This is a genomic window from Sulfitobacter sp. 1A13353, assembly GCF_043557255.1.
Classification (GTDB): domain Bacteria; phylum Pseudomonadota; class Alphaproteobacteria; order Rhodobacterales; family Rhodobacteraceae; genus Sulfitobacter; species Sulfitobacter faviae.
Map to the genome: position 1 here is coordinate 76,693 of NZ_JBIFFS010000010.1, position 21,224 is coordinate 97,916.

Below are 21,224 nucleotides of genomic sequence, written 5' to 3' on the forward strand. Positions count from 1 at the left end.
GAACATGTCCGCACTCACAGCAGACGCAGAGGGCGTCTTTGTCATTGCCGTTACCCCCTTCCAGCCCGATGGCCGGATCGACATGGAAAGCTGCGACCGTATGGTCGACTTCTATCTTGAGGCAGGAGCCACGGGGCTCACGGTTCTGGGCATGATGGGCGAAGCCCCCAAGCTCACGGTCGAGGAATCCCGCGAGGTTGTGGCGCGTATCTTAGCTCGCGTGGGGGGCCGTGTGCCGGTGGTAGTCGGCGTCTCCGCGCCCGGCTTCGCGCAGATCGATACGCTCACCCGCGCAGTGATGGATCTGGGCGCGGCGGGCGTCATGGTGGCCCCGCCGGGCAGCCTGCGCACCGACGATCAGATTGTGAACTACTACACGCAAGTCGCTGAACTGCTGGGCGACGTGCCCTTTGTTTTGCAGGATTTCCCGCTCGTGACCGGCGTTCAGATCGCGCCAAAAGTGATTGCGCGGATCGTCAATGATCTGCCGACTTGTGTCTGCCTGAAGCACGAGGATTGGCCCGGTTTGGAAAAGATCAGCGCCCTGCGCGCCGAGGGGGTACTCACGCGCCCGCTGTCGATCCTTTGCGGAAATGGCGGGTTGTTTCTGCCCGAGGAAATGGCGCGTGGGGCCGATGGGGCGATGACCGGCTTTGCCTATCCCGAGATGATGGCCGACGTGGTGGCTCTCTATGCCAAGGGCGAGATCGACCGGATGAAGGACATCTTTGACGCCTATCTGCCGCTCGCGCGTTTCGAGCAGCAGCCCGGGCTGGGGCTGGCGATCCGCAAATACACGCTCGCGAAGCGGGGCATCATCGCCCATGACGCGCAGCGCCGCCCCGGCGCGCCGCTGACCGATGCCACCCGTGCCGAGGTCGATCGACTGATCGCACGGCAAGAAGAACGACTGAAGGAATTGAACTGATGGATCTCGAAATCACTGGCAAACGCGCACTTGTTCTGGGGGCCAGCCGTGGCCTTGGCATGGCGATTGCGAAATCGCTCGCCGCTGAGGGCGTCACCGTTTTCGCTGCAGCGCGCAACTGTGACAAAATTGAAGCTTGGGCCAAAGACATAGAAAATGTGCGCCCGATTGAATGCGACCTGTCGGACCTCACGCAGGTGGACGCCTTGGCCGACAGCCTGCTTTCCGAGGGGGGCGCGGATATCATCGTCAACAACGGCGGCGGCCCGCCTCCGGGATCAGCACAGGCCGCAGAGCGCGGCCAATGGCTCGCACATTTTGAGGCGATGGCTGCAAATCTATTCCACCTCAATACGCGGCTGTTGCCCGCTATGAAAGAGAAGGGCTGGGGCAGGATCATTTCGATCACTTCATCCGGGGTTGAACAGCCGATCCCGAATCTCGCACTCAGCAATGGGATCCGCTCGGCAGTGGTTGGCTGGTCAAAGACCTTGGCGAGCGAAGTCGCAGGCGATGGGATCACAGTCAATGTGGTGATGCCCGGACGCATCCATACCCAACGCGTTGACGAGCTCGATGCCGCTGCGGCCAAACGCACCGACAGCGATGTGGCCGAGGTCTCTGCAAAGTCCCGCGCCACAATACCAGCAGGGCGGTACGGCAAGCCCGAAGAGTTCGCGGATGTGGTGACCTTCCTTGCGTCTGCCCGTGCAAGCTATGTGACGGGGTCGCGTATTCGGATCGATGGGGGTGCGATCAAAGGGGTTTAGATAAGCGGGGAGTAAAATGGAATGTATCTTATGCGTTCTATAGTCGAACCAATCAGTCATGCTGTCAGTACTTAATGCAGGAAAGTACAGTGCAGTATCGACAGTAAGGTCACAAACCACATATCCAATGGGTGCAGCTTTACGAGGCTCCTAGTTTTGCCCGACCGCGTTTCGCCCCTGATCCTTTTCCGCAATCAGACATTTCGCTCGCTATGGATTGCCGCGCTTGCGTCGAACTTTGGCGGTCTGGTGCAGGCAGTAGGTGCAGCGTGGCTTATGACCTCCTTGTCGGACTCGCAGAATATGGTGGCGTTGGTGCAGGGGTCTGTCGCCCTGCCAATCATGATCTTCTCGTTATTGGCAGGGGTTTTTGCCGATAATTTTGACCGCCGCCGGGTCATGTTGATTGCGCAGAGCTTTATGTTCGGCGTCTCCATCCTACTGACTTTCATGGCATTTGAGGGCTGGCTTACGCCCTGGCTGCTCTTGGCATTTACATTCTCTATCGGCTGCGGCACAGCGCTGCACAATCCGTCATGGCAGGCGACCATGGGCGACATCGTCAGCCGTGAGGAATTACCCTCGGCAGTGTCGCTAAACTCTATGGGGTTCAACCTGATGCGCAGCATCGGGCCAGCCGCGGGTGGGGCAATTGTTGCGATCGCGGGTGCCGCCACTGCCTTTGCCGTCAACGCGCTAAGCTATGTGGCGATCATTCTAGCCTTGCTTCGGTGGAAAGCGCCGCTGCGAGATACGCATTTGCCGCGTGAGCCGATGGGCAGCGCCTTTTCCGCCGGGCTGCGCTATGTTGCCATGTCGCCCAATCTGATGCGGGTCATCCTGCGCGGTTTCTGGTTCGGCCTTTCGGCCATAGCGCTGTTGGCGCTGCTGCCGGTCGTAGTGCGCGAGACGCTTCAGGCGACAGCTTTTGTCTATGGCATTATGCTGGGCTGTTTCGGCATGGGCGCAGTCCTCGGCGCCTTGGCGAATGCGGGTTTGCGCGCGCGGTTTCGGAACGAAATGATCGCGCGTGGCGGTTTTGTGGGGTTCGCCCTGAGTTGTGCCGTGTTGGCGGTTAGCGCACAGTCTGTTTTATCGGGCGTCGCGCTGATGCTCGCCGGGGCGTGCTGGGTGCTGTCGCTGTCGATGTTCAATGTGACGATACAGCTTTCAACGCCGCGGTGGGTCGTTGGCCGTGTGATCGCGCTTTACCAGACCGGCACTTTCGGGGGCATGGCGGCAGGCAGTCTGCTCTGGGGGATCATCGCCGATCGAGGCGGGCCGGAAATCGCTCTCGCCGGAGCCAGCGGAATGCTCCTGATCGGAGCGTTGATCGGCTTGCAGCTGCCGCTACCGGAGTTCAATGGGCTCGACCTTGATCCCCTAAACCGCTTCAAAGAACCTGATACCCGGTTTGATCTCAGCTACCGAAGCGGGCCGGTGATGGTCATGGTCGATTATGAGATTGCCCAGTCCGATGTGCCGGAATTTCTTGCGGCGATGAGCCTGCGACGTCGGGTGCGCATCCGCGACGGGGCGCAGCAATGGGCGCTGTTGCGCGATCTGCACCGGCCAGAGCATTGGAGTGAGAGCTATCATGTGCCGACTTGGGCCGAATACGTCCGCCACAATGAGCGGCGGACCAATGCAGATGCAGAGCTATCGGATCAGATCAGACGGCTGCATCGCGGAGGCGCGCCGCCCGAAGTGCATCGGATGATTGAGCGCCAAACCGTGCCATTGCGTGACGACATGTTGCAAAAGGAGGCATGAACGCACGATACGTTGTTAAAACATGTGGTACCGTTTGATTTCGAGGTGGTTTAACAGACCTTGTCACCGTTTCTCTAACAGAAGGGAAAACTTATCCAGAATGTTGTTTGAACGTTCGGGGTAGACTCATACCCAATCTCCCCACCCATACTGTCGACCAGTTCTTTAGAGATCGCGAGGCCAAGTCCTGTTCCCTCGCGGCTTCGCGTTAAATGATCCGCCTGCTGCGAGAATGGCTGAAAGATTCGCGCTCCAAATTCTTTGGAAATTCCGGGCCCATCGTTGCTCACCGCAATTTTGCAGGTGGAACCAGAGGCGCCAATGCATACATAGACTGTTCCTCCGGTCGTGGAGAACTTCGAAGCGTTGGAAAGAAGGTTCGTAAGCACTTGCTTCAAACGTTGTGCATCAGCATTGACGTAGACAGGTGAATTGGCTCCACCCAATACGACACTCACTTCAAACTTCTCTGAAAAAGGCTCGTTATCCAAAATGGTTTGTTTGACGAGCTCGACCACTTCAACCCGCGCCACCTTAACTGTGAAGTGACCTGCTGTGAGCTTTTGGAAATCCAGTAAGTCTTTAACCACCTCGCCGAGCCGCACACTATTTCTCCCAGCTACGTCGAGCAGTTTTGCTACCTGTTCAGAAGCCTCATCTCCGATTGCTCCCGTGAGTAGCCTCAGAGCGCCATGTATCGATGCCAGTGGAGTTCGAAGTTCATGGCTTACTGTGGCGACGAAATCGTCTTTAAGCGCCTCCAAGCGCTTCTTTTCTGTGATATCGACCATCTGAATGATAAGACGCGTTTCTGCTCTGACTGGGCGTTTTACTACAGAAAGCCTGATTGCGATATCGATCATCTCGCCATCAGGTTTCGTATATCTTTGCTCGATACGAGACGCATTGATATCAGAGGCAAGAAGTCTTTCCACTTCGTCTCGAACATTTTTAAGTGTCTCTGTATTGGAAAGCTTCCAAAACTTTTTCTGTTCGAGTTGACCGCGGGGATAGCCGAAGAGCGAATAGCATGCGTCGTTAAGCAACAAGAATGTGCCATCAAGGGCTAGAACCGCCATTGCCACTGGGGCGTTGGCCAGTAGCATTTCCAGTCCGACTTTACGAGCTTTCGCAAGTTCTAAGGCGTTTTCAAGCGGCGTGATATCAATCATCGTGCCGAGAAGCCGAACAGCTCGTCCTTCTTCGTCTCGCTCCGTCACCCTTAGAATAGAACGCATCCAGCGCCAGGCGTCGTCACCAACTCTCATGCGAAACTTCGCTTCGGACCTATCGATGCGACCTTCAATGCATTCCGCATCGAGTGCTTCTACTGCCGTGCGGTCATCTGGATGGATTCTTGCGCGCCATTCGTCGTCGGAATTCCGCCCTTCGGCTTCACATATACCAAGGAGTTGGAACCATGCATCTGAAGCGACTCCCGTACCTGTACGAAGATCGGATTCGAATACGCCGATTTGGCTTCCCTCCAAGGCGAGGTTCCAGCGTACTTCTTGATCTTTCAATGCCTGCCAAGCCTGAATGCGACTTGTTACATCGTTGAGGTTGACGATGTTTAATGTCTGCCCCGAGGCCTCCTTAAATTGGCTTAGGCTAACCTCACAATAGCGTAACCCTCCTGTTCCCCCTGAAAGGGCGATGACATTATCGAACTCGCTGATTTCGATGGACTTGATTTGCAGTGCTCCATCTATAACAGAGATCGCTGGTAGTAGTTCTGAGATGTGTGAACCATGGCGCCCTGTCTCGCCAGCGGGCAACATCTCGTCGGCGCTCTGATTGCGGAATACGACATGCCCCATCCTATCAACCACCCAAACGCCAAAAGGGCTGCTCTGGATGATCGACTGAAACATTGAGCTCCCCTGAGAGCTATGGACCGTTTCTATAGTATCAAATTTCAATTGGTAGCCATTCCATGATTGACCGCTAGCAAAGAGATAAAAGTGCGAAATACTCTATCTTGCCCATAACCCTCGCGTTCGGCAGGATCGTTATCAACAATTAGTTCCCTTATGGGGCGAAGGTGTGGCCTCACACACACAAGGCTACTTTGTGGCATAGTACCGCAAGGGAACCTAAATTACACAACCGTAGTTTCTCATCTGACCCACCCGCGGAGGAATGACCCGCCGCGTGCAGGTAAGAGCGAGGAGTCGAAATATGCTCACGACAGTTAGAACGATGGTCTTTGCGGCCGGTGTCAGCACGATTGCACTTGGTAGTGCTGCATTTGCCGATGATGCGATCAGCATTTCAGGAATCAATGTCGGGGCATCGGTCTCGGCTATGGCTGAAAGCAACGGAATTCAGTTTTATCCCGACCTAGCGGAGGATGTGCGCGCTGAGGTGGCAAAGCGGGTACCGCTAAGCAGCGATGGTGCTGATCCGGAAATCAACATCGACATCCGTAAGATCGCGCTGAACGGCGCAACCATGTTGGGGGATGACCGTCTTTTCAATCAGCTTGAAGGGGTTGTCGACATCACGAGCCCAACGGGTGAAACCAGCGGTCTGAGTTTCTCGGTGAATGTTGCTGCGGCAAGCGCAGATCAGGTTATCCCTGAAGGCTACGTGGCAGTTCCTCCTTCGGAAGCGGACTTCTACGTCGCTATGGTGTCGACCTTCGCCGATGTCGTGGCGGAAGGTTTAACTAAGGTGAATGCCTCTGGTGGTGTTGTCGATCCCTGACCGCAACGCGGCGTTCGCCGTAAAGCAACTAATGGTTTCTACAAGGGGGCTGTTAAGCAGCCCCCTTTTTTTCCGCATCTACCAGCTCAAACCATCTATATTCGGTAAATTATATTGATGCGCTAAAAACTCTACGAGAAATTCTATCTGCTCAGCTTGGTTCTGGTTAAGCGAGCGTTCTTTTCCAACCAAAAAAATTAGCAAGCGTGCCTAGAATAAGCGAAGCCGATCCCCAAAAAGCCATATCAGGGGAGTGGCTTGAGATAGAAAAGGCTAGGAAGGCAGCAATCGTAAAAATAAGCCCTCCGACGCGTGGACGTTTGAAGGTGAAGGCCCCGGCTACGAACACTAGGGTTGCGAAGATAATGCCGAGAAAGCTTGTTTGCGAAAGTTCGTTGAGAGCAACCTCATTAAAGATCATAAATTGAAGCATCACAAGGATACTAAGGCCTATCCCAATCGTGCCTAATGAAAGCTTCATGAGGGGTCCTTCCGCCAATTTCGAGTAAACCTAGAGCCTTAAAGAGAGGCAGCAGGTTCCATACAGGGTCACTGTCGTGTCAACAGGGTGCCTTTTCGTATGGCCAACTGCAAGCCGGCTCTTTGGCTGGTTTGATGAGCCAACTCTCAGATCATATGATCTGAGCTGTTCCGGTTGTCGAAATGCTCCAATAGCCTGGTTCTTGCAAAAGCGCGGCGGGCTATGTGGAAGACGGGCCGCCGCAGTCTGCCGGGTCTCAGGAAGAACAGTCCCGGTTGCGAGGATGTGAACTCCTCTGAAAAGCGATATAGCGATGGGAAGCTACGAGGCAACCATCGGGCTGGTCCAAGAAAGTCTGGGAAACGAGCATCGTTGACCTAGCGATAAGAGCGATTCGGATCCGCAAACCCTCGCAATCATCACTCTATTGCCCTGCATTCCGCCCATTTATGCCTTAATCATGGTCAACAATAAGCCCAACAACACATCATTGGAGCCAAAAATGACATATCACTGGAAGGCCGATTTATTTCTTATGCTCGGCTATAGTTCGGTCACTGCCTTGCTTGCCTTTGTTGTTATGCATGGGTGAAACGCGGATCCCTCAAGCGCTCTTTAGTGCGGACTGCAAAAGTCCGAGTATAGTGTCTCATAGGAATTTTTACTGCAATGCGATTAGGTAAGCTCTATTTTGGGTGGGGAGAGCCAAAGTGCGCGCCGCAATATTCACCAGAGCTGATTATCTGCTGTGATGAGGAACAAGCGCAGCGGATCCGCCGGGGGCTCCCGCAAGAATCTTCTATCCGCGTCGTAACCCCGCAGATCTCTGAGCTAAGAGGCTGCGTTTATGCAAAGGTAACCGTGATGCCAGGTGTCGATCTCTCTCAGGACGTAGGCGGTTCTGGAAGCTTGCGAACCATTTTAGAGCACCGACAGTTGATGTGGGGCGCGCGTGCTATTCTAATTGAGCTGTGATGTCTGCCGTTAGAGGCTGATAAAGCTGCCAGCAAGTTTGAGACCTGCTAAAATCCACAGAGCGACAACGATAAAGATCGAGATTTTGAGGTTGCGAACTTTGGTCGTTTGAAAGCGAGCAGGTTGTTCGTTTTCGGGTTTTTTATGTCGCGATCTATACATGTGTTTCAGTTCTTGGCGGGCGAGCGAACCGAGGGTTCGACGCATTATGAATGCAATTGGGTCATTTACGATACGACATAATACAATTGGTTCAAAGATTCTTTCCTGCTCTTTTAATTCGGAGTTTCGACCAAACTGGCTTTTCCCGCGGGCCGACCCCGTCAAGTGGTTGCGTATCTCGCTTAGAAAATCACTGATGGCGACACTGCTGACGTTCCCGGCATCTGTTCTGCGAATGGGATTTCATCGGCATCACATTGTCGAAGCCACCGATGGTGACGCAGCGGCAGCTCTGCGTCGACTGGACGAAATCGACCTACAGTTGGAAGCGATACTCGGAAAACCGACCTCCGTCGTTCACCTTGAAGGAAAACTTGATGGCAGGATGGTGCGCCATGGAGGGGGGCGGACATCACCTGACTATCGTATTCAAACCTAATACTGAAATGGCGACCATCATCCGAGAGCAAATAGGATGCTCAACTTTCGAGAAAATCTTCGACCACCCTGTGCGCCGCCTTTCGACGGGCGCGAGAGTAGAGCCCCATTGATTAATGTTACACACTTGTAGCATTCTTCCAATGCACCTACAAAAGGTACAGATCGGTAACAATGTGGATTTGGAAGCGACAAAGTTACCGACCTGTATCAAGAGGTATCTGCCATGGAATTGAAGCCTGCAGAGCAACGTCTGGCCCGTCAGTTTGGCGAGCACGTCCGCGCCCGCCGCAAAACGCTAGGCTATACTCAGGACGATCTCGCGTCCATGATCGGAACCAACAGACGCTTCATCAGCGAACTGGAGCGCGGAAAGGGCACTAGCTATCTTGGCCCAGCCCTGGCGGCGGCCGAAGCCTTGGGTATCAACATTTCCATACTCTTCGAAGGGCGCCGAATTACGCCATCCTCCTCTCTTCCAAAGGCGTAGCCCGTGGACATCTTCTTCGAAAAATACCTGGTCGGCAGGATCGATACGGCTGCCTCTCCTTCACCAGTCTTTCATTACGATCCCGCTTGGCTTTCCCTGCGCGGTGCCTTTCCGATTTCGACGACCCTTCCCATGATGGAGCAGCCCGTCGGGTGGGACATCCTGGCTCCATGGCTGATCAACCTCCTGCCGGAAGACGCGGACGCACTCCGTATGATGGCCCGCATCCTCGACGTTTCACACACCGATGTTCTGGCCCTGCTCGAACGGGTCGGACGGGATACATCAGGGGCGCTTTCCTTCGCTCAGAGAGGCACCCCCGGTGATACAGTTATTCCAATCAAAACGAACGCCGCGCTTGAGAAGATTCTGAACGAACTGCCGGCCAAACCATTCCTAGCTGGCGAGGAGGGGGTCTCTATGTCTCTAGCCGGCGTGCAGTCGAAACTCTCTGTCCGTCTGCTTGAAGACGACCGGCTTGGGATCCCCGTAGATGGTGCTCCTTCTAGCCATATTTTGAAGCCTGATAACCCGGGCCTCCTCTGGGGCAGCGTACACAACGAGGCCTTCTGCTTGACCCTCGCTCGCCGTGTCGGACTGTCTGCTCCGGTCGTGACCACAGGCCAAGCCGGAGAGCGGCAATTCCTTCTTGTGAAAAGGTATGATCGAGCACCGGATGGAGACCTGCTGCGCCGCTTGCATCAGGAAGACTTCTGCCAGGCCCTTGGACTGCCGCCGGGCGCCAAATACCAGCATTCGCAGTATCGTGGTCCGAAAGCCAACTTTTCGCGCATGATGGACCGACTCCGGGAAGTGGGTGGCGGCTCTCAGGTCATGCAGATGTGGGACATGTTGGTGTTCAACGTCCTGTGCGGGAATACCGACGCCCACCTCAAGAACCACTCCCTGCTCCTGTCATCAGAAGGTGTGACTCTCGCCCCCATCTACGACGTGATGTGTACTGGAGTGTGGCCCAATATCACGCGGAACCTGGCTCTCGACATAGGTGGCAAACGCGTAGGAGACTACATCCAAGAGCGTCATTGGAGCCGCGAAGCAGAGGCCTGTGGTCTCGCCCCAAGACGCGCCTTGGCCCGCGTAGAGTATCTGATCCATAAGGTTCGGAACGAACTGCGCGCAACGGAGGGAGATGTCGCGGCCATGCCGGCAGGTTCTCATGGGATCATAGAACGTGTTGCGGAGGATATAGACCGCAAGTGCAGAATACTTTTGAACACCCTGAAAAAATAGATCGCGGCGTCATTCCAAGGGTTGGCAATATCTGAACCCGAACGGACAGTGGCTCATCAACATTTACCGTAGGAGCAAGGATGCGAATGCGTTTCTTTAGGAAAGTAAGTTTTGGGGCGCCAAATATCCACAACCTTGGAGCCCACCAGTGCGTGCCATAACGCCCCTGCGTCACTTTGAGAGGAACTGGGTCCTATAGCGAGTCCCAGGATTGGCTGTTGTGACATCAGTCAGGTAATGCATTTGCATTGCATCGTTAAAGCAAGCGGCGAACGGGTTGTTTCGCTAGTTCATAAAGTGCAAAGCTAGATGGCCTAGCGCCTCGCTTACGGGAGGTCTCCATGTCCCCAGCATTGAATAAAAACCGACGTCCTCCTCATGAAACGGCAGACGCGAAAGCGATGCGCGATAGGGCCCAAAGCACATTGCTTCATTTAGTAGCTTTGATGGAGGTGGAATTTCTAGCACCAGGTCAGTTTAAGTCTTTACCTGAAAGCGCACGACCTCTTGCTGATCTTAAAGATATCCCGAGTACCTGGTTCTCTGGGCCCGTAGAGCGGTGCGACTTGCCAAGCCTTCAAGCAGAAGCCAAGTCCTTGCTTCAGGACTATGAAGAGCTTTTATATTGCCTCCATGCCGTCCGACGGTTCAAAGTTAACATAGCGAAACTTCAGAAATCAGTAGTTTCTCTTGGCTGGAAAGCCTCGGGTTTTGCGCGCGGAGTTCATCAAGAGGTTCATAGGTTGCGAGCATCCATCGCTATGCTCGCCTTGCAAAAACAACGCGTTTGTCCTGCAATCGAAACAACAGGCTACGGCGGGGCGGCGCCAGAACTTTTGCAGCAGAAGTATGTTTACCAAGTTAAGAGTCTTGCAAAAGATGTTTCGCTGGATTGCTTTGACGCGACCGACGATTTTTCAATGGCCGAAAGGGGTTATGCTTCAGGGTTCAAGCCGCGATTGGTTGTTTTTGAAGACATGAGCTCTCCTCTTTTGGAAGCCTATTTGGAGATTTACCGAAAGTATAACGGCGATATTTTTCTGGGAGAGCATGCTTGGAAGCATGTTTGCCAGAATACGAGTGCCAATCTACAGATCTGTATTGACCGATATTGCCGGAACCCTCTGTCATTGGTCTCTTCGGCAATAGCACATAAGTCAGAGCAACTTTCGCGGAAATGCTCAGCGGAAACAGAGGCCCCGAGTTGGGCAAAGGTAGTTTTGGGCCGTTGCTGAAGCTAAGCGAAACCGCGCGGGCGCTAGCTCGGCGGCGGTTCCGGGGCGCAACGCGAGGAGCACGGTTTCTTCAACAGCTCTGCGAGAGCCTTGCCTTCCTTTGTTTTCAGCAGGAAGTGTCGCATACAAACAACGCGATCTGGACCTTTAAGCGAAAGAGGTAGGTCTATCTGTATCACCCAGACATTTACACGTATCTGATTACTGTACCTCTTATATCTCACCAAGGCCCAATATGCAGTATGTGACCTCTGCCCTACTCTTTATGCTTTCGACATCTGCAGCATTTAGTGGAGAGGTGGTACTTGGCCTTGGCGTAGATGATGTGCTTGAGCACACTGAAACCTCTGCCCCTGCATTTGTCGCGGAGTATCACTCTTCGCCTTTCTTTGAGGGCCCTCAGGCCGCTTATTCTTTTGCCGTCGCGGCCCAGCTCGACAGTGATCAAGATATATTCTTAGGCGCAGGCCTGTCTGCCCAGTGGCACGTAAAAAATAGCCCGTGGTTCATTGAAGGGAGCTTCATGCCGGGGCTTTACACCAAAGGCACCGATGGGACACCGCTTAATGGGAAACTGCAGTTCCGGACGCTGATCGGACTAGGTTACGAACTGAATGATAGCAGCAGCGTATCACTCGCTCTCGACCACAAATCCAACGCTCGCCTTAAAAGTCCGAACCCCGGCTCAGAAACCTTAGTAGTGCGATATCGCCATAGTTTTAGGTAAGCGACGTTCTCATTGCAGAGTTCGACATAGTTTCGAAGCAGAGGCCTTCTAATTGGGCCTTGTCGTGGACCGTTTCCGATGACGCTGTCAGGCGGTTCGTCGCCCTTGTTATCGACGTTCTGTCAGGGTCTTAAGCCTCGCCAGCCCTGCAAGGCCGACGTGAACTTCGGAGGCTAGAAACGCTCGAATGCAGCCCACACCGTCTATGGCGAACCTCGCTTCCCATCTCTGCGCATTAGGGAGCTCGGAAACATTGCTCCTGCTTGTATAAACCCTTTCATAAAAAATGTTTGCATGTGACCTTACGTCAAGATGGCCGCCTGGATTGAAGACCTGCTTTACGTAAACTGGGAGGTGGGGTGATGATGCCAAAAACGGTTCGTCAATAAAGCATAAAAGGAGGAAAACTCCAAATGAGCCATTTTCCTAACGCGCCAGCGAATTTTGATGATCCGCTTCGCAAACTCTACATGCTTGCTGTCGAGCCAGACCTTGGGTTCGAAGATAAGGTCACGCAACTGCTCACCTTAGGCACTGAGGCCCTTGGCCTCGAGCTCGGAATTGTTAGTCAGGTGAACCACCCTGTCTATGAGTGCCTTTTTGTCCATGGACCCGAGTGGGCCCCGGTTCCGGGCGCCAGCTTTGATGTAAAAGGCACTTACTGCCTGCACACACTAGAAAATGACGCAGTGACAGCATTCCATCATGCTGGGCAGCAGGAGATATCTTCCCACCCATGTTATCAAAACTTCGGGCTTGAGAGCTACATAGGAGCCCCCCTGCGACGGGGCGATAAATTCTTTGGTACGCTGAACTTTTCCGACCGTGCCCCGCGTCAGGCACCGTTTAGCAACAAAGAGTTCGAATTTGTCGCGTTTCTGGCACGATGGCTCGGCAATGAGCTAAAGCTGCATACCGAGCGGCGCGAACTGCGACAACAGCGCGGGTTGCTCAGTGCCATGATAGATGCGGTACCAGAAGCAGTTGTCTTCGCTGACCTCAACCGCCGCGTCGCTTTGGTCAACCCTGCTGTAGAGAAGCTATTTGGATACGCGTCCGACCAGCTTCTGGGACGCCAAACAGCAGTGCTTTATGGGACCTTGGAGGGCTATGAGCAGGCTGGGAAAGAGAAATTTGATCCCCAGATATCCAACAAGCGAGGCGAGTTTGAAGTTTCTTGTCGCAAATCTGATGGATCAACCTTCGATGGTGTTGTTTCCATGGCCAAAGTGGAAACTGACTGTGGGGAAGCTCTCGGCTTTCTTGCCCTCATCAGAGATATGAGCGAACAGCGGGCTTTTGAGCATGCCAAAGACCAGTTGATTGCCACTGTCAGCCACGACATTAAAAACCCCCTGACTGCACTTTGCGGAGCATTGGAAATGCTGGCCGCAGGCGAAGCAAAACTGGATGAGACAAAACAAAACATGCTACGGCTTGCCCTGCGCAATGCGCAGCGCATCGACAAAATGGTTACGGACATACTCGACGTCGAACAGCTCCGTGCAGAGGAGCCCTCAGGCTTTGTCGCACGCCCCCTGGCTCCTGTACTGGATCAGGCGGTCGAAACACTGACGCCCTATGCCAAAGAGCACGGCGTATTTCTCGCACTGAAGCCTTCCGATGCCCCGAACAGAACTTTGCGACTGCATGAAGGTAGGGTGGAGAGGCTAATCTCTAACCTTTTGACCAACGCCATCAAAGCATCTGAAAAGGGCGGGACGGTAGAGTTAGGGCTAACCCGTACGGGACTTGGCTTCTATGTGAAGGACGAAGGGGCAGGTTTGCCACTTAATATTCAGAATGCCCTGTTTGAACGTTTTGCCCGCGGCGGGAGTTATCGGGTCCAAGAGGGGCATGGGCTCGGGATGAGCATCGTAAAAGCGATCATCGATCAGCATCTTGGAGACATCACTTTTCAAACGGCCGAAGGCAAAGGGACAACATTCTTCGTAAACTTTCCCGCCCCGGATCCTGCTGAATAAGAGCTAAACTCCAAGTAGCCTTAAAGGCCAAAGAAAATATGCGATTGATTGCAGCTAGCATATTACCGTCTAGGCGCCTGTTAGCCCAAAAGCAAAGTGTGAAGGAAGGCAATGGCCAACCGACGGACCATAAACCTCATACGTGTCAGTCTCGTTTTGATGCTCTTAGGGGTCTTTTGGATGCCGAAAGAGAGACGTATGACCGTCTTTTTGACGGGATACAGCTATTGGGACAACACACCTCCAGCTTCTGCCATCATCGGACGACCCGTCATACATGAAATCGCTGCAGGAATAGGAACCTACGACGATCCCGTAACCTTGGCTGTGGGTTGGCGGATAGATGGAGACCAAGTGTCAGAAGACTTCCAGCCTGGCACACGGTTTTATATTCCACGCTTACGCAAATATGCGATCGTTGAAGACTTATGTGGAGATGGCGTGAAGCCCCAAGGGGGGCCATGCCACATTGGCTGGAAAGGGTATCCTTGGCTGGACATTTATGTCGATGGCAGCACGCACAATGCTGAAGACAGCAAGCAATGCATGGAAAAGCTTACCGGCATTCAAGCCGTTTTGATAAAACCAAGAAAAGGCTACCCCATATCCCCTGGCCCTATAGTGGAAGCTGGGTGCAAGGTCTTTAAAGACTGATCAAACGGGCAATCAATAGATGTCTTTTCCGTAAAGGTTTATCCGTAACTGCCACGTTGAGCGGTGAACATCGCCGCGTAGAGGCCATCAAGAGCCATCAGCTCAGTATGTGTGCCCTCTTCAACGACCCTGCCTTCATCAAGCACGTAGATCTTGTCGGCATGGGTTACAGTCGACAAGCGGTGCGCAACCAAAATGGTGGTCTTGTCCTGCGAGAGCTCTTGAATGGCGCCGCGGACTTTTTCTTCAGTGCGTTGGTCAAGTGCGGAGGTAGCTTCATCGAGCAACAAGATGGGCGCGCCGCGCAGGAATGCACGGGCGATAGCGATCCGTTGCTTTTGACCGCCTGACAGCTGAGACCCTTTGGGGCCCAAGGGGGCATCCCCGCGGTCGCGCATCAGCTGGTCAATGCCAACGAGCTCTGCCGCCCGCCAGATTTCCGCGTCGGAGGCATCCGGACGGACGTAGCGGATATTTTCCCAAATGCTGCTGTTGAAGATGACGATATCCTGCGCCACCACCGAAAAAGACTGGCGCAATTTGTCAACGCGCAGCTCTTTGATCGGGGTGCCGCCGATGGTCACGACCCCGCTCGAGACATCATAGAGCCGTGCAATCAGGCTCAAGACGGAAGTTTTGCCCGAGCCTGTGGCGCCCACGATCGCCGTGACCTTTCCGCCTTCAAACGTCATGTTTACCCCGCGAAACAGGGGATGTTTTTCGGAGTATTGAAACGTCACATCATCCAGTACGATATCCCCATCCGGATTGAACGTCTCTCTGGCGTCCGGAGCATTGGTGATTGAGGGGCGCTCACGGTAGAGCGAGCGCAGGCTATCAAGAATAATCAGGCTGGCCTGCATGCTGACAAAAAAGGATGTCAGGCGGCGCGCTGGATCAAATATCAGGGCCATGCCGATCATAAACCCAATAATTCCAGCGCCATCCATCTCAAAACCCGGACTAAGCGCCATGTAGCCGCCCACCCCAATGATCAAGACGTAGATGATTGCCGACAGGATATCGACGGTGGGGCTCATCATGGCCTGCAAAGCCTGCAGGCGGATCGAAAGATCCCGGATTTCTCCTGTGGCCTTATTGAGCCGCGCTTTTTCGACAGGCTCTTGGTTTGATATTTTGACTGTGCGCATGCCATTGGACATCTCTTCGATGCCGGACATATAATTGCCCATAGCGTTTTCGGCCGTGGCTTGGGTGCCCTTGATGCCTTGAGAGATCCGCCGCACGACAATCGTGATGATGGGGATCACCACGATGACCAGCACGAACAAGGGGGCGTTTTTCCAGATAAGGTAGCCTGAAACGGCAACGACGGTAACCGTGTCGCGCACTGCGTTCACGGTGGTCTGGCCGATAAATCCGGATAGGTCTTGGGCTTGATTGACCAGACGTAGGATCAAGTCTCCGGATTTCGTTCGTTCAAAAAAGGCCAAATCCAAAGTCATCATATGATCGATCAGATCCCGACGCATCTTATAGACGGCATTGCTGGCCAGCCAGGCCGAAAGCCGCGGCACCCAATAGGACATCACGGCCCGTAGAAGAAATATCCCCAACACCATGCCGCAGACTTTGACCAGCCCGGCGACATCGCCATTGTCGAAGATGACCCGGAGTCCGGTTTCGGTGAGAGCAATGAACTGCTGATAGGCAAAGCCCTGGACCAGGATCATGACCATCACCAGGCCGAGCCAAGGCGCGCGCTGCTTGAGGTAGGTGTTCCAAAACCAGGCGAGGTTGTCCTTGTCTTGGTCATTGAAAAGCGGTGCGCGTGTTTTGGCTTTACGCTTGTTGCTGCCAGCGTCGACCGTTACTGCCTCGGCAGATTCTGTATCGTCTTTGATGTCCATGCTGTGCCTTACACTCGTTTGGAGTGGGGGGATACTGCAGCAATGATATCAGCCGCCACGTCTTTCCAGGTGCGTAGTTCGGCTCGATTGCGCATCACCTTATCCTTGACCGCTTCATAGGCTTCAGGGTCGGTGTGCATCTTGTCGATAAGTGCAGCAAGTGCGTTTGGATCGTTCGGGTCGAAGTATTCGGCCAGATCGCCGCCGACTTCTTGCAAGGCAGGTACCGCGGCCGCAAGGGCAGGTGTTCCCACCCAAAGGGCTTCACCAAGCGGCAAGCCAAAGCCCTCCATGTGACTTGGAATAACCAAGGCCAAGGCCTTTTGGTAAAGCAAGCGTAGGCTGGCTTGGTTCGGGTTCAAGATAAGCTGGATCTTGTCTCTGATGGGGGCAATTTCCGGCTTATTCAAACAAGCAACGGTTCTTTTCCGATGCGCGCCAGCGAGAAGAAGCATGGGCACCGGACGACCTGTATTGTGGAGTTGCAGCATTGCCTCCAGTACGCACTCAAGGTTCTTGCGCCCCGTCATGACACCCACTCCTAAGAGATAGGGGGCTTGGGGGATCTCAACTTCAATCGGCTCGTCGACCTTGCGCAGTTCATGGGGCAGGGGGGTGGGCACGACATCCGGAATGTCCGGCAAGCGGCCAAGGGCTGCAAAATGTTCAATTTCTGTTTTGGTGAATAAGGAGTTGGCGAGCAGCTTTTCAGCATGCTCGATGACGATCCGGTTATCATGAGCAAAATTGCGCGCAAACATGCTCTGACGTGGATGGGAAAACTCGTGCAAAGGGATCATGTCGTGCAGCAGCGGGAAAAACCGCATGCGGACATTTTGCTTGTCCAAAGCTACGAGGTAATCCGACATCATTTTGGGACGGCCGAGCGACACCACAATCTGACCGGATAGGTCTACTTCGCGCACATGGCCCTCTGGCACGGCGCGCTCCCATCTTTTGAGGCATATGCGTTTCGCAAAGGCCTGCAGGAAAGGGTAGAGGGCATCGCGCAGCTTATGAGGTTCCGGAAAACTGTATCGGATGCGCATGGGTTTTGCTTCATGGGGGATATTGGGGTCGCAAACACCCGTTTCCGAGTCTGCTCCAATGCGCGGGTTCACTTCGAAAAAACGATCATGTGCCGGGGAGAAAACGACGAACCGAACATCCGCCGGTGAACGGGCAAGCTCATAGCCCACCTCCATGACGGTCCTCGCGATTCCATAATATTGGAACTTGACGCCCGAAGACAGAAACTGTTCTGAAAGGTCGTAATATATGGGGCTCATAAAACCTCTTAACATCGTCTCTGGGGTTGAGGAACGTCGAATTGTTCGTCAGTTAGTATCGCCAAAGCAGCATTCTACCTTTGTTGGGATGTGCGCACCAGAGCCTAGGAAAACACATTACTTATGTACTATTTTGACCTGACTGACATCCTTCTTTACGTCGAGAAGGAAACCTCCGTCTCGGGCATCCAGCGTGTGTCTTTCGAAGTCATTCGGCGCATGGTGGGGCGCCTTGGTGCCGAAAACGTCCGGCTGAGCTATTGGGATCGGTCACGTCGAGAGTATGTGGCTCTCGAAGCAGGTTTTATCCAGAACATGAAGGAGTTTTCTCCTGACGAGTTGAGCCGCGTATTTTTCGGCAAGAAAGCGCGCTCTCAGCACGATGCTGCTCCTACCTTAATGCGCTACCGCAACCGGCCTTTGAAGTATTGGTTCTACCACAAAGTACGCGCTTATCACGCCGCGCGCGGTCATGAGCGCTATTTTGCGAAGATGGGCTCGAGCATTGAAGAGTGGAACGCATTCAAGGACCGTAAAGCGCCTGTGCGCGCGGAAGCGATTGCAGAAGCGCCTCGTGAAGTTATGAGTCAGATCGTCAAACCAGGGGATCAACTGATCATTTTAGGAGCGATTTGGAACATCGATGGGCTTGAAGCCGCCCTCCAACGCTTGAAAGACACCAAAAGCCTTCAGATCTACCAGTTGGTTCATGACCTTATCCCGCTCATTGCCACAGAGCATATTGCGGCCGATTTTTCGGGGGAGTTCTACCATTGGTTGCTGTCTTCCATGGGGTACTGTGATCGGTTCCTTGCGAATTCTGAAAACACCGCGCGTGATTTGCAGCGCTTCATGGACGAAGTTGGCAAGCAACGCCCCATCGACGTCGTGCCCTTGGTGCAAAAGTTCGGCGTGGTGCATTCCAACCGTGTGGATGACCCCTCCAAACCCTTCAAGTCGCGTCTCAGCAGTTTACACGGGCTGGATCAATCTGTGCTGAACCTCACCAAGACACCTTTTGTGCTGGTGGTGGGAACGATGGAATCGCGCAAAAATCTCTGGTCGCTGGCACAAGCTTGGCTGCGGCTGACCCAAACTCCAGGGCTCAATGTCCCCAAGCTGGTCTTTGCAGGTAAGCCGGGCTGGTACAATGACGACTTTGAAAGCTTGATGGAAGCCACCGGAAACCTTGGTGGTTGGGTGCAATTTGCCAAGCGCCCCAGTGATACCGAGCTGGGTTTTTTGTACGAGAACTGCCTCTTCACGGCGACCGTTAGCTTTTATGAAGGTTGGGGGTTACCGATTGGAGAGAGTCTCTCTTTTGGTAAAACGGCCGTGGTCGCGAACAACTCTTCCATGCCCGAGGTTGGAGGAGACATGGTGGAATATTGCGACGCCCGCTCGATCAGCAGCATTTATGACGCTTGTCATAAACTGATTGCAGATCCTGAGCATCGATTGGCTTTGGAGGAGAGAATTCGCACGACCTCTCTGCGGACATGGGATGATGTGGCAGAGGATGTGGAGGCGGTCTTGCGCCCTGCGGCCGTCTGATTCATGCAATAATAAAGGTCGGAGGAAATCCGCGTGTGGTAAGGAGCTGTCGTTCCCAAGCTGTTTCAGACCGCATAAGGTTGCGTCATGCTTGAAGGCGCCCGTGATGGCTGACGGATTCTAAAGCAGGCCACTCAAGAGCCAGCAACTTGTAAAGATAAAGAATATGAACGCAGTTTAAGAGGCGATCGAGTAATGAGTAGTACTAGTTTTAAAAGCACCTTGCGGCGTGTGGGTATAGCGCTACCGCTTATGGTTGCGCTCTTGCCACGTCCTGGCTTCGCAGAAACCTTGGCCGACGCCTTGGTCGGTGCTTATGAGCATTCGGGGCTTTTGGATCAAAACCGGGCTTTGTTGCGTGCGGCGGACGAAGATGTGGCGAGCGCCAAGTCTGCACTCAAGCCTGTATTGCAATGGGCAGGGGCGCTGACACAAAATTTTGGCACCAGTAGAGCATCGAGCCTTGCCCCGGCGACCTCGACCGAAAGCCTTACCGCTTCAATCAATCTGATTGGTGAGTTGCTGCTGTATGATTTTGGCGCAAGCGCCTATCGGATTGAGGCCTCAAAAGAAACAGTCCTAGCCACCCGCTACACTCTTTTGGACATCGAACAGCAGGTCCTGCTACGTGCCGTTGCCGCTTATATGGGGGTCATTGAAGCCCGAGATATCGTGGCGCTGCGCAACAACAACTTGCGCCTCCTGACCCAAGAGTTGCGCGCCGCGCGCGATCGGTTTGACGTAGGCGAGGTGACCAATACGGATGTGGCGCTTGCCGAAGCGCAACTGGCGCAAGCCCGCAGTGGGCTGGCTGCCGCGCAAGGCGCTCTGCTGCGCGCCGAAGAAGAGTACCGCAACGCTGTGGGACAAGACCCTAAAAACCTCACGCCTCCGCCTGTCCTTCGGGATGTGAGCCGGGATCTCGAAGCAGCCAAGGCTCTGGCTGTTCGCCAGCACCCCGCCGTACGGGCTGCACAGCACCAAGTCTCTGCGGCTCGGTTGGCGGTGGAATCCAATGAGGCCGCAATGTCGCCCCGGGTCACTTTGAGGGGCAATTACGGCCTGACTGAAACATTCAACGAAGACAGATACACCCGTGGGGGCAGTATTGGTATCGAGGCGGGGCAAACAATCTATCAAGGTGGAGCATTATCATCTGCCGTACGCCGCGCCATGGCCCAACTCGATGCGCAGCGCGCCAACCTTCATGTTGTAAGCGGCCAGATCGTTCAGGAAGTTGGTAACGCTTACGCCTCTCTCGCTTCAGCGAATGCCCAGCTCGAAGCATCTGATCGTCAAATTCGCGCGGCTCAGGCAGCCTTTAATGGGGTCCGAGAGGAGGCCAAGTTAGGCGCACGCACCACGCTTGATGTTCTCGATGCGGAGCAAGTTCTACTTGATGCGCGATCCACCCGAGTAACGGCGCGTGCCAATCTTTACGTCGCGGCCTACGCGGTGCTGGCCGCCAAAGGTCAGTTGACGGCAGTTGATCTGCGTCTGCCCGTTCAGATTTACGATGCTGCTGCCTATTACAACCTCGTGAAGGACGCTCCTGCCAAGTACTCCAAGCAGGGTAAAGCTCTTGATCGCGTATTGAGAGCCCTCCAAAAAGATTAAGGGATTGCGCGGCGCGTGCGTGGCCTACAGTGGTGCGTTTAACTAAGCATTTTCACATAATCTTGCCCCGCAACCGGCTCCCAAAAGCAGGCTGCGGGGCAAGCCGTATTTTAAGGGTAGATAGGACCGAATGACCCAGAATATCTTGAATAAGAACTCCTTTCGGCCAGACCGCGAAATTGATGCCCTTTGAAAGTATCTACGCGGCTCCGCGTACTTTTGGACATTCCTTAGCCTTGGTCATGTCCCAGGGAGAGGTGTAACTTCTGGTAGCGCTTTTGGTGGCGTCCGCGCCCTTCATGAGGCGCCGTAGGA

The 21,224-nt window shown here is 54.1% G+C and carries 17 protein-coding genes; 13 read left to right on the top strand and 4 right to left on the bottom strand.

What is annotated here, in order from left to right; genetic code table 11:
- The first annotated feature begins 4 nt into the window (after nt 1-4).
- The 3 genes from ACGYLO_RS20555 (at nt 5) to ACGYLO_RS20565 (ending at nt 3,471) form a co-directional block, all read left to right on the top strand.
- Nucleotides 5-928, top strand: a complete 924-nt coding sequence (locus tag ACGYLO_RS20555; RefSeq protein WP_394377310.1) for a dihydrodipicolinate synthase family protein — start codon at nt 5-7, stop codon at nt 926-928.
- Nucleotides 928-1,698, top strand: coding sequence for an SDR family oxidoreductase (locus tag ACGYLO_RS20560; RefSeq protein ID WP_394377311.1), 771 nt, complete (start codon nt 928-930; stop codon nt 1,696-1,698). The genes ACGYLO_RS20555 and ACGYLO_RS20560 overlap by 1 nt, the downstream gene beginning before the upstream one ends.
- Before the next feature lie 156 nt (nt 1,699-1,854).
- Nucleotides 1,855-3,471, top strand: a complete 1,617-nt coding sequence (locus tag ACGYLO_RS20565) for an MFS transporter (protein WP_394377312.1) — start codon at nt 1,855-1,857, stop codon at nt 3,469-3,471.
- 74 nt (nt 3,472-3,545) lie between these two features.
- On the opposite strand, the gene ACGYLO_RS20570 is transcribed toward ACGYLO_RS20565, so the two are convergent.
- The gene (locus ACGYLO_RS20570) at nt 3,546-5,345 is read right to left on the bottom strand and encodes an ATP-binding protein (RefSeq protein ID WP_394377313.1); all 1,800 of its coding nucleotides are present in this window, start codon (nt 5,343-5,345) and stop codon (nt 3,546-3,548) included.
- A 307-nt stretch (nt 5,346-5,652) separates the two neighbouring features.
- On the opposite strand from ACGYLO_RS20570, the gene ACGYLO_RS20575 reads away from it, so the two are divergent.
- Nucleotides 5,653-6,180, top strand: a complete 528-nt coding sequence (locus ACGYLO_RS20575; protein ID WP_394377314.1) for a hypothetical protein — start codon at nt 5,653-5,655, stop codon at nt 6,178-6,180.
- A gap of 166 nt (nt 6,181-6,346) precedes the next feature.
- On the opposite strand, the gene ACGYLO_RS20580 is transcribed toward ACGYLO_RS20575, so the two are convergent.
- On the bottom strand, nt 6,347-6,661 hold the full coding sequence (locus tag ACGYLO_RS20580; RefSeq protein WP_394377315.1) for a hypothetical protein: 315 nt from the start codon (nt 6,659-6,661) through the stop codon (nt 6,347-6,349).
- A gap of 1,333 nt (nt 6,662-7,994) precedes the next feature.
- On the opposite strand from ACGYLO_RS20580, the gene ACGYLO_RS20585 reads away from it, so the two are divergent.
- The 7 genes from ACGYLO_RS20585 (at nt 7,995) to ACGYLO_RS20615 (ending at nt 14,578) form a co-directional block, all read left to right on the top strand.
- A complete protein-coding gene (locus tag ACGYLO_RS20585; protein ID WP_394377316.1) occupies nt 7,995-8,237 on the top strand; it encodes a hypothetical protein in 243 nt (80 codons plus the stop codon).
- Nucleotides 8,238-8,462: 225 nt separating this feature from the next.
- Entirely contained in the window at nt 8,463-8,726 is a 264-nt protein-coding gene (locus tag ACGYLO_RS20590; RefSeq protein WP_394377317.1) for a helix-turn-helix domain-containing protein, read from the top strand.
- A 3-nt stretch (nt 8,727-8,729) separates the two neighbouring features.
- Nucleotides 8,730-9,977 carry a type II toxin-antitoxin system HipA family toxin gene (locus ACGYLO_RS20595; protein ID WP_394377318.1) on the top strand — a complete coding sequence of 416 codons (1,248 nt, stop codon included), beginning with the start codon at nt 8,730-8,732 and terminating at the stop codon, nt 9,975-9,977.
- Between the two features lie 341 nt (nt 9,978-10,318).
- A complete protein-coding gene (locus ACGYLO_RS20600; RefSeq protein ID WP_394377319.1) occupies nt 10,319-11,212 on the top strand; it encodes a hypothetical protein in 894 nt (297 codons plus the stop codon).
- Nucleotides 11,213-11,447: 235 nt separating this feature from the next.
- Nucleotides 11,448-11,939, top strand: coding sequence for an acyloxyacyl hydrolase (locus ACGYLO_RS20605; RefSeq protein WP_394377320.1), 492 nt, complete (start codon nt 11,448-11,450; stop codon nt 11,937-11,939).
- Nucleotides 11,940-12,352: 413 nt separating this feature from the next.
- Nucleotides 12,353-13,924 (top strand): ATP-binding protein, encoded by a 1,572-nt coding sequence (locus ACGYLO_RS20610; protein WP_394377321.1) that lies wholly within the window; start codon nt 12,353-12,355, stop codon nt 13,922-13,924.
- Between the two features lie 198 nt (nt 13,925-14,122).
- Nucleotides 14,123-14,578 (top strand): hypothetical protein, encoded by a 456-nt coding sequence (locus ACGYLO_RS20615; RefSeq protein WP_394377322.1) that lies wholly within the window; start codon nt 14,123-14,125, stop codon nt 14,576-14,578.
- A gap of 38 nt (nt 14,579-14,616) precedes the next feature.
- Here the strand turns inward: ACGYLO_RS20615 and ACGYLO_RS20620 are convergent, their stop codons facing one another.
- Together ACGYLO_RS20620 and ACGYLO_RS20625 are read right to left on the bottom strand one after the other, a co-directional pair.
- Nucleotides 14,617-16,449, bottom strand: a complete 1,833-nt coding sequence (locus ACGYLO_RS20620) for an ABC transporter ATP-binding protein (protein ID WP_394377323.1) — start codon at nt 16,447-16,449, stop codon at nt 14,617-14,619.
- A gap of 8 nt (nt 16,450-16,457) precedes the next feature.
- A complete protein-coding gene (locus ACGYLO_RS20625) occupies nt 16,458-17,738 on the bottom strand; it encodes a glycosyltransferase (protein ID WP_394377324.1) in 1,281 nt (426 codons plus the stop codon).
- Nucleotides 17,739-17,861: 123 nt separating this feature from the next.
- On the opposite strand from ACGYLO_RS20625, the gene ACGYLO_RS20630 reads away from it, so the two are divergent.
- Together ACGYLO_RS20630 and ACGYLO_RS20635 are read left to right on the top strand one after the other, a co-directional pair.
- Nucleotides 17,862-19,292: a glycosyltransferase family 4 protein gene (locus ACGYLO_RS20630; protein ID WP_394377325.1), complete on the top strand. Its 1,431-nt coding sequence runs from the start codon at nt 17,862-17,864 to the stop codon at nt 19,290-19,292.
- Nucleotides 19,293-19,487: 195 nt separating this feature from the next.
- On the top strand, nt 19,488-20,909 hold the full coding sequence (locus ACGYLO_RS20635) for a TolC family outer membrane protein (RefSeq protein ID WP_394377326.1): 1,422 nt from the start codon (nt 19,488-19,490) through the stop codon (nt 20,907-20,909).
- Nucleotides 20,910-21,224: the final 315 nt, after the last annotated feature.

Excerpts from the sequence above, each read along its gene's own strand:
- ACGYLO_RS20625 (WP_394377324.1), bottom strand. The coding sequence starts at position 17,738 with ATGAGCCCCATATATTACGACCTTTCAGAACAGTTTCTGTCTTCGGGC.
- ACGYLO_RS20600 (WP_394377319.1), top strand. The coding sequence starts at position 10,319 with ATGTCCCCAGCATTGAATAAAAACCGACGTCCTCCTCATGAAACGGCA.
- ACGYLO_RS20555 (WP_394377310.1), top strand. The coding sequence starts at position 5 with ATGTCCGCACTCACAGCAGACGCAGAGGGCGTCTTTGTCATTGCCGTT.
- ACGYLO_RS20580 (WP_394377315.1), bottom strand. The coding sequence starts at position 6,661 with ATGAAGCTTTCATTAGGCACGATTGGGATAGGCCTTAGTATCCTTGTG.
- ACGYLO_RS20590 (WP_394377317.1), top strand. The coding sequence starts at position 8,463 with ATGGAATTGAAGCCTGCAGAGCAACGTCTGGCCCGTCAGTTTGGCGAG.
- ACGYLO_RS20620 (WP_394377323.1), bottom strand. The coding sequence starts at position 16,449 with ATGGACATCAAAGACGATACAGAATCTGCCGAGGCAGTAACGGTCGAC.
- ACGYLO_RS20585 (WP_394377316.1), top strand. The coding sequence starts at position 7,995 with ATGGCGACACTGCTGACGTTCCCGGCATCTGTTCTGCGAATGGGATTT.
- ACGYLO_RS20615 (WP_394377322.1), top strand. The coding sequence starts at position 14,123 with ATGACCGTCTTTTTGACGGGATACAGCTATTGGGACAACACACCTCCA.
- ACGYLO_RS20575 (WP_394377314.1), top strand. The coding sequence starts at position 5,653 with ATGCTCACGACAGTTAGAACGATGGTCTTTGCGGCCGGTGTCAGCACG.
- ACGYLO_RS20630 (WP_394377325.1), top strand. The coding sequence starts at position 17,862 with ATGTACTATTTTGACCTGACTGACATCCTTCTTTACGTCGAGAAGGAA.
- ACGYLO_RS20610 (WP_394377321.1), top strand. The coding sequence starts at position 12,353 with ATGAGCCATTTTCCTAACGCGCCAGCGAATTTTGATGATCCGCTTCGC.
- ACGYLO_RS20570 (WP_394377313.1), bottom strand. The coding sequence starts at position 5,345 with ATGTTTCAGTCGATCATCCAGAGCAGCCCTTTTGGCGTTTGGGTGGTT.
- ACGYLO_RS20635 (WP_394377326.1), top strand. The coding sequence starts at position 19,488 with ATGAGTAGTACTAGTTTTAAAAGCACCTTGCGGCGTGTGGGTATAGCG.
- ACGYLO_RS20560 (WP_394377311.1), top strand. The coding sequence starts at position 928 with ATGGATCTCGAAATCACTGGCAAACGCGCACTTGTTCTGGGGGCCAGC.
- ACGYLO_RS20605 (WP_394377320.1), top strand. The coding sequence starts at position 11,448 with ATGCAGTATGTGACCTCTGCCCTACTCTTTATGCTTTCGACATCTGCA.